Source organism: Aeromonas sp. QDB11 (assembly GCF_027705265.1).
In the GTDB taxonomy this organism is placed as follows: domain Bacteria; phylum Pseudomonadota; class Gammaproteobacteria; order Enterobacterales; family Aeromonadaceae; genus Aeromonas; species Aeromonas allosaccharophila.
In genome coordinates this window covers 45,423-58,941 of the sequence record NZ_JAPDBM010000003.1, presented here as the reverse complement: position 1 = coordinate 58,941, position 13,519 = coordinate 45,423, and the positions used below count along the sequence as shown (strand labels likewise).

Sequence of the window (13,519 nt, the reverse complement as noted above, 5' to 3'; positions counted from 1 at the left end):
ATTCATTTCGTATTTTAACCCGATATCGGGTCAATCAGCCCATATCCTCGTTACGGATAAAGGCGCGCCAGGAGCCGAGCACCTGGGCAAAATCTTCCAGCCCGCACATGGCCAGCTGTTCATCATCGTAGTAGGCGAGATCGTCGAGATCCTCATCCAGCTCGATATTGAGGGCGTTGGCTTTCACCTCCGCCTCTTCGTGGGTCAGCAGCAGGGAGTAGTCACCGCCATTGAGCCGGTATTCGGCTCGGGTGCGGTTGGATAGCTGGTCAATGATGGAGAAGAGCTCGTCGAGCTTCTCTTCATCCTTGCCAACCTCGTCGATCAACCACTGACCGATGGCTTCATGGCCCATGGAGAACCGGGCGCGATAGCCACCAAACGGGTCGCGGCGAAATTCATAATCCATAGCACAGTCCAGATCGGAGGGATGGGCCATCACAGGCAGGCGGGTGCAAGCACGCAATTCCTGCTCCATGGCGAGGCACACATCGGGTAAAGTGGCCTATTCTAGCGATCCCCCTCTCGCTTGTCTTGATGATGTGGCATCTTTGCGCCCATCTGCTGCCGGTTAACGCGGGCAGCACCGCCTGATCTGCCTCTTGTCCGGAGATGTTATGCAACTAAATGAGCGTCTTGCCCGTCAGATCGTCGCGCGGGCGATGAAGATCCTGTCGTTCTCGGTCAACGTGATGGATGAGCCACAGAGACTGGTCATCGCCTCTGGTTATTCCCGGTTGGTTCAGCGGAGTACCTATGCAGCTAAATGACATGCTCGCACGCCAGATTGTGAGCCGGGCGATGAAGATCCTCTCCTTTTCGGTCAACGTGATGGACGAACGCGGCCTCATTATTGCGTCCGGCAATCCGGAGCGGATCCATCAGCGCCACGAGGGGGCCGTGCTGGCGCTGACCGAAAACCGGGTGGTGGAGATCAGCGAAGCGACCGCCTTGCAGCTCAAGGGGGTGCGGCCCGGCATTAACCTGCCTATCGCCTATCAGGGGGAACTGATCGGGGTGATCGGCATCTCCGGCGACCCGGATGAAGTGCGTGCTTACGCCGAGCTGGTGCGGATGACCGCCGAGCTGATCCTGGAGCAGGCGGCGCTCACCGAACAGCTGCAGTGGGACAAGCGCCACAAGGAGGAGCTGGTGTTGCAGCTTATCCGTGGCGAGGGGCGAGTCGATCAGCTGCAGCAGGCGGCCCGTTTTCTCGGGCTGGATCTGGCCCAGCCCCGGGTGGTGGCGGTGCTGGCGCTGGAGGAGGCCGATCCGGCTCGGTTGCGGGAGCTGGTCCATCAGCTGGAAAATCCGGAGCGGGACAATCTGGTGGCCATCAACGGGCTCGACGAGATAGTGGTGCTTAAACCGGCGCAGCTGAGCGAGGGGGTCTGGCAGTCGGCGCAGGAGCGCAGCCGGATCAAGCAGTTGCTGGCGCGCATTCCCCACTTCAAGGTGCATATTGCGGTGGGCGATTACTTCGCTGGGATCGACGGGCTGGCGCGCTCTTACCAGACGGCGCGGGATACCCTGCGCCGTGGCATGCGGCAGGCGCCGCGCAAACAGGTCTACTTCTTTGAGGACTACCGTTTGCCGGTGCTGCTGGGGAGTCTGATGGACTCCTGGCAAGCGGATCAGCTGCGAGCCCCCTTGCTGAAACTGGCCGAAGAGGATAGCAAGGGGGCGCTGCAGAAGACCCTGCGCCACTATTTCTTGCAGGACTGTGATCTGCATCGCTGTGCCGAAGCCTTGTTCATTCACCCTAATACCCTGCGCTATCGGCTGGGTCGGATCGAGCAGATAACCGGGTTGAATTTCAACAAGTTAGACGACAAATTCCAGCTTTACCTGGGGCTTAATCTGAGCATGTAATTGTTTAAATTTACAATTAATGTGCTTTTCAGTGCCTGTTATTTGTCGTTTCGTCTAAAGATTTATCGCTTTGCATCCCCATAATGGCGAGCACTCTATCTATTCAAGGTGTCCGTCATGATCCCGGTTACAGCCCTTGGCGCCATCGCGGCGCTCTCCATCGCCATCATCCTCATTTTGAAGAAGGTGCCGCCTGCTTACGGCATGATCGTGGGTGCCCTGGCCGGTGGCCTGATTGGCGGTGCCGATCTGACCCAGACCGTTGCCCTGATGATCGGCGGTGCCCAGGGGATCACCACAGCTGTGATGCGGATCCTGGCGGCCGGTGTGCTGGCTGGCGTGCTGATCGAGTCGGGCGCGGCCACCACCATCGCCGAAACCATCGTCAAGAAACTGGGTGAAACCCGCGCCCTGCTGGCGCTGGCGCTGGCGACCCTGATCCTGACTGCGGTTGGCGTCTTCGTGGACGTGGCCGTCATCACGGTTGCGCCTATCGCGCTGGCTATCGCCCGCCGTGCCGACCTATCCAAGGCGGCCATCCTGCTGGCGATGATCGGTGGCGGCAAGGCGGGTAACGTCATGTCCCCCAATCCCAACGCCATCGCGGCAGCGGATGCCTTCCATCTGCCCCTCACCTCGGTGATGGCAGCGGGCATCATCCCGGGTCTGTTCGGTCTGGTGATGGCCTACTGGCTGGCCAAGCGTCTGAACAACAAGGGCAGCAAGGTCGCCGCCGACGAGGTGGTGAGCTTCGAGGGCACCAAACTGCCGGGCTTTGCCGCCGCCATCAGCGCACCGCTGGTCGCCATCCTGCTGCTGGCTCTGCGTCCGGTCGCCGGTATCGTGGTGGATCCGCTGATTGCACTGCCGCTCGGTGGTCTGGTCGGTGCCCTGATGATGGGCAAGTTCAGCAAGGTGAACCAGTTTGCGGTCTCCGGCCTCGCCCGCATGGCGCCGGTCGCCATCATGCTGCTGGGTACCGGCACCCTGGCGGGCATCATCGCCAACTCCGGCCTGAAAGATGTGCTGATCAGCGGCCTGACCGCCTCCGGTCTGCCCTCCTACCTGCTGGCGCCCATCTCCGGTGCCCTGATGTCGCTGGCGACCGCCTCGACTACTGCCGGTACCGTGGTGGCCTCCAACGTCTTCAGCTCCACCCTGATTGAACTGGGGATCAGCGGTCTGGCCGGTGCGGCGATGATCCATGCCGGTGCCACCGTGTTTGACCACATGCCCCACGGCTCCTTCTTCCACGCCACCGGTGGCAGCGTCCACATGGGGGTGGGTGAGCGCCTGAAACTTATCCCTTACGAAACTGCAGTCGGTCTGACCATTGCCACTGTCTCCACCCTGATGTTTGGCGTGTTTGGCCTCGCCTAAGGAATTGATATGAAAATTGTTATTGCCCCCGATTCATTCAAGGAGAGTCTGAGCGCCATGGCGGTGGCTGATGCCATCGAGGCCGGTTTCAAGCAGGTGCTGCCGAACGCCACCTACGTCAAATTACCGATGGCCGATGGCGGCGAAGGCACGGTGCAATCGCTGGTCGATGCCACCGGTGGCCGCATCCTGCCGGTCGAAGTGACCGCCCCGCTCGGCAACAAGGTGCAGGGCTTCGTCGGCCTGCTGGGTGATGGCGAGCGTGCCGTCATCGAGATGGCCGCCGCCTCCGGCATCCATCTGGTGGCGCCCGAGCAGCGCAATCCGCTGCTCACTTCCAGCTTCGGGACCGGTGAGCTGATCCTGGCCGCGCTGGAGATGGGAGTGAAGCACCTGATCCTCGGTATTGGCGGCAGCGCCACCAATGACGGCGGTGCCGGCATGATCCAGGCGCTCGGCGGCAAGCTGCTCAAAGCCGATGGCTCTGCCATCGAGCTGGGCGGTGGTGGTCTCGCAGAGCTCGCGATTATCGATCTGAGCGGTCTGGATCCGCGCCTGAGCGATCTGGTTATCGAGGTGGCGTGCGATGTGAACAACCCGCTGTGCGGCCCGAAAGGTGCATCTGCGGTGTTTGGCCCGCAAAAAGGGGCTACTCCCGAGATGGTGGCACAGCTCGATGCCAACCTCTCCCGTTACGCTGACTGCATCGAGCAGGCGCTCGGCAAACAGGTGAAGGATATTCCGGGGGCGGGCGCCGCCGGTGGCATGGGCGCCGCGCTGGTTGGCCTGCTTGGTGCCGAGCTCAAGCCCGGTATCCAGATCGTCATCGAAGCCCTGAAACTGGCCGAGGAAGTGGCCGATGCGGATCTGGTCATCACCGGTGAAGGGCGCATCGACAGCCAGACCATCCACGGCAAGACGCCAATCGGTGTCGCACGCTGTGCCAAGCAGTTCGGCAAGCCGGTGATCGGCATCTCCGGCTGTCTGACCGACGATTGCGGTGTGGTACACGAGCACGGGCTGGACGCGGTATTCGCCGTGGTCAACCGCGCCATGTCCCTGCCGGAGGCGTTGGCCACCGCCAGCATCAATATCGAGCTGACCGCGCGCAACGTGGCCGCGCTCTATCGGTTGCCCCGCTGATATTTGGGTCGATGCCTGCTACCCGGGCATCGACCATCCCTTGCCCCGTGAGGGGGCCTTTCTCATCAGATGAGAAATCCGGTTGCCCTTAGCACTTTTCGCCGACCCTTCGAGGTCGGCTTTTTTGTCTCCTTCGCGTTCCCCGTATCCTGCCCTGTCACTGGTTTCTATAGGCGCATCTCTCCCTTTACGGCATAGTGGTCGTACCAAGTACAAGGAGAGACGCATGTTCCTGCTGACCCTGGGGGTTGCGCTGTTTACCCTGATCCATCTCTACCCCTGTTTTGCCGTGGCCCATCGGGCACGGCTGCGCGAGCGGCTGGGTGAGAATCGCTACAAGGGGCTCTTCTCCCTGCTGGTGTTTGTCGCCATCGCCTGCATCATCGCCGGCTGGCGGTCGGCCAGCGCCTTACCGCTCTACTTCCTGCCGGATTGGGGGCCGATGACCATGACGGTGATGATGCCCTTTGCGCTGATCCTCTTCTTCTCCGGTCAGGGGTCCAACCATCTGCGCCGTTGGCTGGTGCATCCCCAGCTGCTCGGCACCCTGCTGTGGGCGGTGGCTCATCTGCTGGTCAACAGCGAGGCGCGATCCTTGGTGCTGTTTGGCGGCATCGGGCTCTGGGCGCTGGTGAGCATCGTCTGGATTTCGGTGCGGGAGTGGCAACAAGCACCGCGCCCGGCGGCGAACTGGACGGGCACCGGCATCAGCGTCGGGGCGGGCCTGGTGGCCACCGCGCTGCTGGTCTTCTGGGGCCACGGCTGGTTGACCGGCATTCCCCTGCATTGAGCGTGAACTGCAGGCTTGGTAACCGCGTATGATGGATAAAACAAAAGGAGTCTTGGCGATGAAATGGTTCACTCTGTTGCTGTTATTGGGTGCCGGTGCGGCCTCTGCGGCGTGCCCCGATTATTTCAATGTGGAGATGCGGGAGCTTAACAACTCTCAACGCCACAACCTCTGTCAGCTGACCGAGGGCAAGGTGGTGCTGGTGGTCAATACCGCCTCCTACTGTGGTTACAGCGGCCAGTTCCGCGATCTGGAGAAGCTCTACCAGAGCTACAAAGATAAAGGGCTGATTATTCTGGGTTTCCCCTCCAACGACTTCTGGCAGGAGGCGGGTAATGAGACCAAGACCGCCGAGGTATGTCGCCGCGACTATGGCGTCACCTTCCCGATGTTCAATCGGGTGGCGGTACGCGGCTCCGATGCGGTGCCGCTGTTCAAGGGGCTGGCGGCGGCCGCTGACGGGGATGAGCCGAACTGGAACTTCCACAAGTATCTGGTGGGGCGCGATGGCAAGCTGATCGCCAGCTACGGCGCCAACCAGAATCCGGCTGACGATCCCCTCAAACTGCAGATCACCCGGGCGCTGGGGCTCTGACCCTACCCCTTGGCGGGCGGCTCTGGAATAATGGGCGCCCGCCACTCACTCTGGTTATCTTGTGCTGCAACGTCTTCCCCAAATGGTCATTTTCGATGCGCTGGTGCGCGAGCAGGGGATCTCTGCTGCCGCCCGTCGTCTCGGGGTCTCCAAGTCCCATATCAGCAAGCAGTTGGCGCTGCTGGAGACCACCCTCGGCGCCCAGCTGGTGCAGCGTACCACCCGCCGCTTCGCCCTGACCGAGCTGGGGCAGGAGTATGCCCGTCATTGCCATGCGCTGGTGGCGGTGGCGCAGGAGGCGGACTCCATGATCGCCGAGCGGCGTGGCAAGGTGAGCGGTGTGCTCCATCTCGGGGTAGGCCAATCCTTCGGTCGTTTGCACGTCATTCCCCATCTCAAGGCGTTTCAGGACTGCTATCCCGAGCTGGAGCTGGAGGTCTAGCTGTTTGACCACAGAACCAGTCTGGTGGATGAGGGGCTGGATCTCTGGATCACCACATACGAAGACAAGCCGGAAGGACTGGTGGGGCAGCGGCTGGCCGACATCGGCTTCGTACTGGCGGCCTCGCCGGATTACCTGCTGAGCCACGGCACGCCGCTCCATCCGAAGGATCTGGCCCAGCACAACTGCATCACCTACCAGAGCCGGGAGCGCCGCTATCATCAGTGGGCGTTTCGTCAGGGCAAGGAGCGCCAGACGGTGCAGGTGGCGGGCAACTATCGGGTGGATATGGCGGAAGCGGTGCGGGATGCGGCGCTGGCCGGTCTCGGCATCGCCTATATCGCCAACTACCTGTTGGACAAGGAGCTGCAGAGCGGTCAGCTGATCCCGCTGTTGCCCCAGTGGCGGCCAAATCAGCAGATGGCGGTCCACGCCGTTTACGCCCGGCGCGAACATCTGGATCCCAAGATCCGTCTCTTCATCGATTTCCTCAAGGCTCGCTTTGGTCCAGAGCCCTATTGGGAGCAGCGGTTGACCCCCTGGCTCGGCGGTAAATTGTCCGGCAGTGAGGAATGATCGTTTCCATATAAAAACACTGGCTTTCGCGTGATACTAAAATTGAACCAAATCAGCCAGTTGGCGTAACCGATATCGTGAAAACGTTTTTTCTAACAGAGCTGTAACCAAGCAGACTTGCAGTGATGGGGGGAGAGGCGCAGAATCCGCGCCCATCTTTTGCCCCACCTGATGGAGTCCCTATGATTGCCCTGCTCGGCATCCTGAGTATCCTGGCGCTTGCCGTGATCTGCTCTGATAATCGTCGTCGTATCCCGCTGCGAACAGTTGGCCTTGCCCTCTGCCTGCAAGTCATGTTTGCCGGTCTGGTGCTCTGGCTGCCTGCCGGTCAGCACGTGCTGAACGGGGTCAGCGAAAGCGTCAGCAGCGTGATCGGTTATGGTCAGGAGGGGATTGCCTTCCTGTTCGGTGATCTGGCCAAGTTCAAACTGGGCTTCATCTTTGCCTTCAACGTATTGCCGGTCATCATCTTCTTCTCTGCGGTGATCGCCATCCTGTATCACATCGGCATCATGCCGCGGGTGATCGCCCTGCTGGGCGGTGGTCTGCAAAAGCTGCTGGGTACCGGTCGTGCCGAGAGTCTCTCCGCCACTGCCAACATCTTCGTCGGCATGGTGGAAGCGCCGCTGGTGGTCAAACCCTACCTCTCCAAGATGTCAGATTCCCAGTTCTTCGCGGTGATGAGCTGCGGCCTCGCCTCGGTCGCCGGCGGCACCCTGGTGGGCTATGCCAGTATCGGGGTTGAGCTGAAATACCTGATCGCCGCCGCCTTCATGTCGGCCCCTGCCGGTCTGGCGATGGCCAAGATTCTGGTGCCGCCTGAGGCTGAAGAAGTTGACCACTGTCAGGATGTAGAGATCCCCCGCGCCACCAACGTGATCGAAGCGGCGGCCGATGGTGCCATGTCCGGCCTCAATATTGCGGTGGCAGTCGGTGCGACCCTGCTGGCCTTCGTCGGCGTGATCGCCATGCTCAATGGCCTGCTCGGTTGGGCTGGCGGTCTGGTGGGGCTGGATCTGAGCTTCCAGATCATTCTGGGCTGGCTGTTTGCCCCCGTCTCCTGGCTGATCGGTGTGCCCTGGGAGCAGGCGCAGGCCGCTGGCGCCCTGATCGGCACCAAGATCGTGGTCAACGAGTTCGTCGCCTTTATCGGTCTGGTACAGGATCAGACCCTGAGCGAGTCGAGCAAGGCCATCGTGACCTTCGCCCTGTGCGGTTTCGCCAACATCTCCTCCATGGCGATCCTGATCGGCGGTCTCGGTTCCATGGTACCGGAGCGCAAATCCTTCATTGCCCGTTACGGCATGCGCGCCATTCTCTCCGGCGTGCTGGCGAACCTGATGAGCGCCTGTCTGGCCGGTCTGTTCCTCGCCCTGTAACGGACGGCGGCGCGGACTGGATGCAACAAGGGCGCCGCGATGGCGCCCTTGTCATATGGTTCAAAAGAAGCCCCTACCAAGGTCGGGGCTTCTTGTTGCTGCTCAGTCGACGTAGAAGGTCTGCTGGAAGGTGAGGTTCTGCTGCTGCCCACCGCCCATGATCTTCAGGGTGAACTGATAGGTATCTTCGTTGCGGTAGGGGAGGGTCGCCAGATAGTAGATGGCATCCCCCTCTTTTACCTCCTGAAAGCTCAGGGTGCGGATGGTGCCGGTCAGGTTCTTGGCCTCACCGGTGATCCCCACGGCTTGCGCCACTTTCTGCTTGTCCTGTACCGCGATATTGATGATGGCGTTGTAGCGGCTGCGCTCCAGTCCATACGCTTTGGCGACCTCGGGGGTGAGGAAGCTGGAGTTGAAGGCGTTGTAGTGCACCAGCCAGGGCCCCAGCTCCTTCATCTGTTCTGCCTTGAGCGGCAGGGTCATCAGCAGTGCCAGCAGGCCACTCATCCAGGCTGTTTTCATCTGTCATCCCTCTCATATCTACGGTTGGCGCGGGCCGAGTCATTCAGTCTTGCGCGTCATTCAGCAGTGCGCTCACTTCTTGCGGCAACTGTTTGGGGCTGTCGATGGCAACGGTTTTGTGCCGCCCCAGCTCGCCCCGCACTATGGTGACCTGTCCCTTGGCCACTTTGAACTGCTTGGCCAGAAACTTGATCAGATGGCTGTTTGCCTGGCCATCGACCGGCGGCGCCGTGATGGCCACTTTCAGCTCTTCGCCATGCAATCCGATGATCTGATCCCGACTCGCCTTGGGCTGGATCACCAGATGCAGTACCAGTTCATCCCCTTGTTGCAGGACGGCTGGCATCAAATCATCCACCACAGCTGGCCGAACAGGTCACCCAGCAGGTAGTTGATGGCTTGCAGGCCGATAAAGGCGACCAGTACCGAGAGATCCAGCCCGCCCAGTGCCGGCAGTACACGGCGGATAGGGGCGAGGAACGGCTCGGTCAGCTGGTGCATCACATATTCGATGGGGTTGCGGCCCTGGCTGACCCAGCTCAGGATGGCGCGGATCAGCAGTACCCAGAAGATCATCGAACCCGCTTTCTTCAGCACGGTCAGTGCGGCAAACAGGCTGATGCTGAGCCAGTCCGCCAGCAGCACGTTCATGCTCTTGAGCAGGGCCAGCTTGGCAAAGGCGATGACCAGCGCCAGCACCACGGAGGCGAGATCGATACCGCCAAAGCCCGGGATAACTCGACGCAGCGGGATCACCAGCGGATTGGTCAGCTTGACCACCATCTGGCTCATCGGGTTGTAGAAGTCGGCGCGGGCCCACTGCAGCCAGACGCGCAGCAGGATCACCATCAGGTAGAGATCGAAAACGGTGTTAATCAGAAAGTAAGCAGTATTCATCTGGGCTCCTGTTAGAAGAGGGTTTCCATTTCGGTGGCGCGAGCGACGGCCGCCTGCATGGCTTGCGCAGTCAGCGGCATCAGCCCCTGCTGCTGGAAGGTGTTGATGGCTTCGGCAGTGGTGCCGCCCTTGCTGGTCACCTGCTCACGCAGGGTTTGCAGCGCCAGCTCGGGGTTCTGCTCCACCATGGCGGCAGCGCCCAGCGCGGTCTGCTGCACCAGCAGGCGTGCCTGCTCGGGCGAGAAGCCCATCGCTTCGGCCTCTTCGGCGATGGCCTGCATAAAGAGGAAGAAGTAGGCCGGAGCACTGCCCGCCGCGGCGATGACGCCGTTGATGCCGGACTCCTGCTCCACCCAGAGGGTCTTGCCGACCGCCTGCATCATCTGCTCGGCAAACTCGCGATCGCGGGCTCTAATATGCTCGGGCGCATAGAGGCCGGTCATGCCAAGACCCAGCAGGGCAGGGGTATTGGGCATGGTGCGGATGATGCGGTCGTGGCCACCGGCCATCTCGCCAAGGCGCGCCACCTTGATACCGGCAGCGATGGAGATGAGCAACTTGCCCTCAAGGGAGCCCAGCTCGGCAACCAGCGCCGCCAGCATGCCAGCCATCAGCTGTGGTTTGACTGCCAGCACGATCACTTCGGCATCGCGGGCCGCCTCGGCATTACTCTGGGTGATGCGAATGCCGTGTTCGCTCGCCAGCGCCTCCAGCTTGGGGCGGCTGGGGTTGGCGGCCGTGATCTGTCCGGCGGGATAGCCCGCCTTGACCAGTCCGGCAATGATGCTGCGGCTCATGTTGCCCGCGCCGATAAAGGCCAGCGTTCTATGCTGCATCAGATGCTCCTGTAGCACATGGGTCGCGGTGAGGTGGGTGCTGCCTGCACCACCTGACGCCAGAATTCGGTGTTCCATCAAACGCTCCTGTTGATGAAGTCGTGGCAAGAGGCGGAGCTATCGGTTATCCGCTGGCCTTGCCTATGAGTAGTCACGGGCGCCGAAGATGGCGGTGCCGACCCGCACCATGGTACTGCCATGGGCAATGGCCAGCTCGAGATCTTCGGTCATGCCCATCGAGAGGGTATCGACGCTCGGGTATTGTCGCGCAAGCTCGGTGAACAGAGTCTGCATGCGGGTCATTTGGGCGGCCAGGACGGTCTCGTCACTGGTGTGTTCGGGAATGGCCATCAGCCCCCGCAGCACCAGTCGGTCACTGTGGGAGACCAGCTCGGCAAGGCGGAAAATCTCTTGTTCCGACGTTCCGGATTTACTGCTCTCTCCGCTAATATTGATTTGCAGACAAACATTTAGCGGTGCCATGCTGGCGGGACGCTGGTTGTTGAGGCGGTCGATCAACTTGTCCCGATCCACGCTCTGCACCCAGTCGAACCGTTCGGCGACCAGTTTGGATTTGTTCGATTGCAAAGGGCCGATAAAGTGCCACTCTATGTCGCAATATTCCGGCTGCTGGCGCAAGGTATCGATCTTGGTCGCCGCTTCCTGGGCGTAGGACTCGCCAAAGCAGCGCTGACCTGCGGCATGGGCGGCCATGACGGCCTCGACGGGCTTGGTCTTGCTCACGGCCAGCAGGCGGATCTGCTGCAGGTTGCGGCTCGCCCGTTCGGCGGCCTGGGCAATACGTTCCTTTACCTGAAACAGGTGCTGGGCAATCTGGTTCATATTTCGTTAGTGATCTTGTGATGGGAGAATGACAAGTCTATGGATATCACAGAGTTATTGGCTTTCAGTGTAAAGCATAAAGCCTCGGATCTACACCTCTCGGCCGGGGTTCCCCCGATGATCAGGGTTGATGGTGAGGTTCGCAAGATCAATTTGCCCGCCCTGGAACACCGGGAAGTGCATGCCCTCATTTATGACATCATGAACGACCATCAGCGCAAGGAGCTGGAGGAGAACTTCGAGGTCGACTTCTCGTTCGAGGTGCCCAATCTGGCCCGTTTCCGGGTTAACGCCTTCCAGCAGGCGCGCGGTTCCGGCGCGGTATTTCGTACCATCCCCAGCACGGTCTTGAGCCTCGAGGATCTTGATGCACCGGAGATCTTTCGCAAGATCTCCGAATACCCGCGCGGTCTGGTGCTGGTGACCGGCCCGACCGGTTCCGGCAAATCGACCACCCTGGCGGCCATGGTCAACTACATCAACGAGAACTTCCATCACCACATTCTCACCATCGAAGACCCCATCGAATTCGTCCATGAGAACAAGCGCTGTCTGGTGAACCAGCGGGAAGTACACCGCGATACCAAGAGCTTCAGCAACGCCCTGCGCTCGGCACTGCGGGAAGACCCGGACATCATTCTGGTGGGCGAGATGCGTGACCTCGAGACCATTCGTCTGGCCATGACCGCCGCCGAAACCGGCCACCTGGTGTTTGGCACCCTGCACACCTCGTCGGCAGCCAAGACCATCGACCGTATCATCGACGTCTTCCCCGGTGCGGAGAAGGACATGGTGCGTTCCATGCTTTCCGAATCCCTGCGGGCGGTTATCTCCCAGACCCTGCTCAAGCGTATTGGTGGCGGCCGGGTGGCGGCACACGAGATCATGATGGGCATTCCGGCGGTGCGTAACCTCATCCGTGAGGACAAGATCGCCCAGCTCTACTCGGTGATCCAGACCGGGATGACCCACGGCATGCAGACCATGGATCAGAGCCTCAAGCAGCTGGTGAGCCGCGGCGTGGTGGCATCCCTCGATGCCAAGGCCAAGGCCGTCGATCCCAACAGCGTTTAAGAGCGTCGAACCCAGGGAGGGATAAATGATGAATCTGGATGAATTGCTGACCGAACTGGTCGAACGAAAGGGCTCGGATCTGTTTGTGACGGTGGGCTCGCCGCCTACTCTCAAGGTCAATGGCCATCTGGTGTCGCTGGGGGGCGAGGCGCTCGACAAGAAGGGGGCGCTGACGCTGGTCAGGGATACCCTCAGCAACGATCACTTCGAGCGCTATATCCGCACCAAGGAGGCCAACTACGCCATCTATCGCGAGGCGCTTGGCCGTTTTCGGGTCAGCGCCTTCTGGCAGCAGGAGCTGCCCGGCATGGTGATACGTCGCATTGAGACCCGCATCCCCACCTTTGAAGATCTGCAACTGCCCAACATCTTGCAGGAGGTCGCAATGGCCAAGCGGGGGTTGGTGCTGTTTGTTGGGGCCACCGGGGCGGGTAAGTCAACCACTCAGGCGGCGATGATTGGCTATCGCAACCAGCATGCTGATGGCCACATTCTGACGGTGGAAGACCCGGTGGAGTTCGTCCATCAGCATGGCCGCAGTCTGGTGACCCAGCGTGAAGTGGGGATCGATACCGAGTCGTTCGATGTGGCGCTGAAGAGCTCGCTGCGTCAGGCGCCGGACGTGATCCTGATCGGCGAGATCCGAAGTACAGATACCATGGAGTTTGCCCTGCAGTTCGCCGAGACCGGTCACCTTTGCCTCGCCACTCTGCATGCCAACAACGCCAACCAGGCGCTGGATCGGATCCTCCATCTGGTGCCGCAAGACAAACACCGTCAGTTCCTGTTCGATCTTTCCTTCAACCTGAAAGCCATCGTTGCCCAGCAACTGGTGCCAAGCATGGATGGCAAGCGGCGTTTTGCCGCGTTCGAGGTGCTGCTCAATACCCCGCTTATCACCGACATCATCCGCAAGGGTGAGATGCACCGCCTCAAGGAGGTGATGACCAAATCCACCGAGCTGGGCATGCAGACCTTCGATCAGGCGCTGTTCAGCCTGTTCTGTGCCGGTCAGATTGGCTACAGTGAGGCCCTAGCTCACGCCGACTCGGCTAATGATTTGCGTCTGCAAATCAAGCTCTCTGGTCAGGATACGCTTGGCTCCGGTACGCTGGAGAATGTGACGCTGGATGAATGAATCATGGGGCCGACCTGCTGTTCGGCCCCTCG

General features: G+C 60.8%; 15 protein-coding genes and 1 pseudogene. 10 read left to right on the top strand and 6 right to left on the bottom strand.

Annotation, left to right across the window (positions count from 1 at the left end; translation table 11 throughout):
• Positions 1 to 34: 34 nt before the first annotated feature.
• The gene (locus OKC40_RS01785) at positions 35 to 409 is read right to left on the bottom strand and encodes a YacL family protein (protein WP_270793931.1); all 375 of its coding nucleotides are present in this window, start codon (positions 407 to 409) and stop codon (positions 35 to 37) included.
• 208 nt (positions 410 to 617) lie between these two features.
• On the opposite strand from OKC40_RS01785, the gene OKC40_RS01780 reads away from it, so the two are divergent.
• The 8 genes and pseudogenes from OKC40_RS01780 to OKC40_RS01745 all read left to right on the top strand — a co-directional run bounded on the left by OKC40_RS01780 (position 618) and on the right by OKC40_RS01745 (position 8,177).
• A complete protein-coding gene (locus tag OKC40_RS01780; RefSeq protein WP_410487623.1) occupies positions 618 to 770 on the top strand; it encodes a sugar diacid recognition domain-containing protein in 153 nt (50 codons plus the stop codon).
• The gene (locus OKC40_RS01775) at positions 757 to 1,872 is read left to right on the top strand and encodes a sugar diacid recognition domain-containing protein (protein ID WP_270793930.1); all 1,116 of its coding nucleotides are present in this window, start codon (positions 757 to 759) and stop codon (positions 1,870 to 1,872) included. Before OKC40_RS01780 ends, OKC40_RS01775 begins: the two co-directional genes overlap by 14 nt.
• 117 nt (positions 1,873 to 1,989) lie before the next feature.
• Positions 1,990 to 3,252 (top strand): GntP family permease, encoded by a 1,263-nt coding sequence (locus tag OKC40_RS01770; RefSeq protein WP_042063189.1) that lies wholly within the window; start codon positions 1,990 to 1,992, stop codon positions 3,250 to 3,252.
• 9 nt (positions 3,253 to 3,261) lie between these two features.
• Entirely contained in the window at positions 3,262 to 4,395 is a 1,134-nt protein-coding gene (locus tag OKC40_RS01765) for a glycerate kinase (protein ID WP_270793929.1), read from the top strand.
• Between the two features lie 226 nt (positions 4,396 to 4,621).
• On the top strand, positions 4,622 to 5,185 hold the full coding sequence (locus OKC40_RS01760; protein WP_270793928.1) for an NnrU family protein: 564 nt from the start codon (positions 4,622 to 4,624) through the stop codon (positions 5,183 to 5,185).
• Between the two features lie 58 nt (positions 5,186 to 5,243).
• Positions 5,244 to 5,780, top strand: a complete 537-nt coding sequence (locus tag OKC40_RS01755) for a glutathione peroxidase (protein WP_005340333.1) — start codon at positions 5,244 to 5,246, stop codon at positions 5,778 to 5,780.
• Positions 5,781 to 5,862: 82 nt separating this feature from the next.
• Positions 5,863 to 6,798 (top strand): annotated as a pseudogene (locus tag OKC40_RS01750) (LysR family transcriptional regulator).
• A 182-nt stretch (positions 6,799 to 6,980) separates the two neighbouring features.
• Positions 6,981 to 8,177, top strand: a complete 1,197-nt coding sequence (locus tag OKC40_RS01745; RefSeq protein ID WP_075113898.1) for a NupC/NupG family nucleoside CNT transporter — start codon at positions 6,981 to 6,983, stop codon at positions 8,175 to 8,177.
• A 102-nt stretch (positions 8,178 to 8,279) separates the two neighbouring features.
• On the opposite strand, the gene OKC40_RS01740 is transcribed toward OKC40_RS01745, so the two are convergent.
• From OKC40_RS01740 to OKC40_RS01720, 5 genes are all read right to left on the bottom strand, one after another.
• Positions 8,280 to 8,699, bottom strand: coding sequence for a DUF4426 domain-containing protein (locus OKC40_RS01740; protein WP_058053918.1), 420 nt, complete (start codon positions 8,697 to 8,699; stop codon positions 8,280 to 8,282).
• 43 nt (positions 8,700 to 8,742) lie between these two features.
• Positions 8,743 to 9,045 (bottom strand): DUF167 family protein YggU, encoded by a 303-nt coding sequence (yggU, locus tag OKC40_RS01735; RefSeq protein ID WP_058053919.1) that lies wholly within the window; start codon positions 9,043 to 9,045, stop codon positions 8,743 to 8,745.
• A complete protein-coding gene (locus OKC40_RS01730; protein ID WP_042011910.1) occupies positions 9,045 to 9,596 on the bottom strand; it encodes a YggT family protein in 552 nt (183 codons plus the stop codon). Before OKC40_RS01730 ends, yggU begins: the two co-directional genes overlap by 1 nt.
• Before the next feature lie 11 nt (positions 9,597 to 9,607).
• Complete coding sequence (gene proC / locus OKC40_RS01725) at positions 9,608 to 10,432, bottom strand: pyrroline-5-carboxylate reductase (protein ID WP_270793972.1); 825 nt, start codon at positions 10,430 to 10,432, stop codon at positions 9,608 to 9,610.
• Between the two features lie 141 nt (positions 10,433 to 10,573).
• Complete coding sequence (locus OKC40_RS01720) at positions 10,574 to 11,275, bottom strand: YggS family pyridoxal phosphate-dependent enzyme (protein WP_270793927.1); 702 nt, start codon at positions 11,273 to 11,275, stop codon at positions 10,574 to 10,576.
• A 39-nt stretch (positions 11,276 to 11,314) separates the two neighbouring features.
• Between OKC40_RS01720 and tapT the strand changes: the two genes are divergently transcribed.
• Entirely contained in the window at positions 11,315 to 12,349 is a 1,035-nt protein-coding gene (tapT, locus tag OKC40_RS01715) for a type IVa pilus ATPase TapT (protein ID WP_042063177.1), read from the top strand.
• Between the two features lie 28 nt (positions 12,350 to 12,377).
• Entirely contained in the window at positions 12,378 to 13,487 is a 1,110-nt protein-coding gene (gene tapU, locus OKC40_RS01710) for a type IVa pilus ATPase TapU (RefSeq protein ID WP_270793971.1), read from the top strand.
• Positions 13,488 to 13,519 lie beyond the last annotated feature (32 nt).

What these genes read in the sequence shown, in the direction of transcription:
- OKC40_RS01780 (WP_410487623.1), top strand. Translation starts at nt 618, where the DNA reads ATGCAACTAAATGAGCGTCTTGCCCGTCAGATCGTCGCGCGGGCGATG.
- OKC40_RS01720 (WP_270793927.1), bottom strand. Translation starts at nt 11,275, where the DNA reads ATGAACCAGATTGCCCAGCACCTGTTTCAGGTAAAGGAACGTATTGCC.
- OKC40_RS01785 (WP_270793931.1), bottom strand. Translation starts at nt 409, where the DNA reads ATGGATTATGAATTTCGCCGCGACCCGTTTGGTGGCTATCGCGCCCGG.
- tapT (WP_042063177.1), top strand. Translation starts at nt 11,315, where the DNA reads ATGGATATCACAGAGTTATTGGCTTTCAGTGTAAAGCATAAAGCCTCG.
- OKC40_RS01755 (WP_005340333.1), top strand. Translation starts at nt 5,244, where the DNA reads ATGAAATGGTTCACTCTGTTGCTGTTATTGGGTGCCGGTGCGGCCTCT.
- OKC40_RS01730 (WP_042011910.1), bottom strand. Translation starts at nt 9,596, where the DNA reads ATGAATACTGCTTACTTTCTGATTAACACCGTTTTCGATCTCTACCTG.
- yggU (WP_058053919.1), bottom strand. Translation starts at nt 9,045, where the DNA reads ATGCCAGCCGTCCTGCAACAAGGGGATGAACTGGTACTGCATCTGGTG.
- OKC40_RS01765 (WP_270793929.1), top strand. Translation starts at nt 3,262, where the DNA reads ATGAAAATTGTTATTGCCCCCGATTCATTCAAGGAGAGTCTGAGCGCC.
- OKC40_RS01760 (WP_270793928.1), top strand. Translation starts at nt 4,622, where the DNA reads ATGTTCCTGCTGACCCTGGGGGTTGCGCTGTTTACCCTGATCCATCTC.
- OKC40_RS01740 (WP_058053918.1), bottom strand. Translation starts at nt 8,699, where the DNA reads ATGAAAACAGCCTGGATGAGTGGCCTGCTGGCACTGCTGATGACCCTG.
- tapU (WP_270793971.1), top strand. Translation starts at nt 12,378, where the DNA reads ATGAATCTGGATGAATTGCTGACCGAACTGGTCGAACGAAAGGGCTCG.
- proC (WP_270793972.1), bottom strand. Translation starts at nt 10,432, where the DNA reads ATGCAGCATAGAACGCTGGCCTTTATCGGCGCGGGCAACATGAGCCGC.
- OKC40_RS01770 (WP_042063189.1), top strand. Translation starts at nt 1,990, where the DNA reads ATGATCCCGGTTACAGCCCTTGGCGCCATCGCGGCGCTCTCCATCGCC.
- OKC40_RS01745 (WP_075113898.1), top strand. Translation starts at nt 6,981, where the DNA reads ATGATTGCCCTGCTCGGCATCCTGAGTATCCTGGCGCTTGCCGTGATC.
- OKC40_RS01775 (WP_270793930.1), top strand. Translation starts at nt 757, where the DNA reads ATGCAGCTAAATGACATGCTCGCACGCCAGATTGTGAGCCGGGCGATG.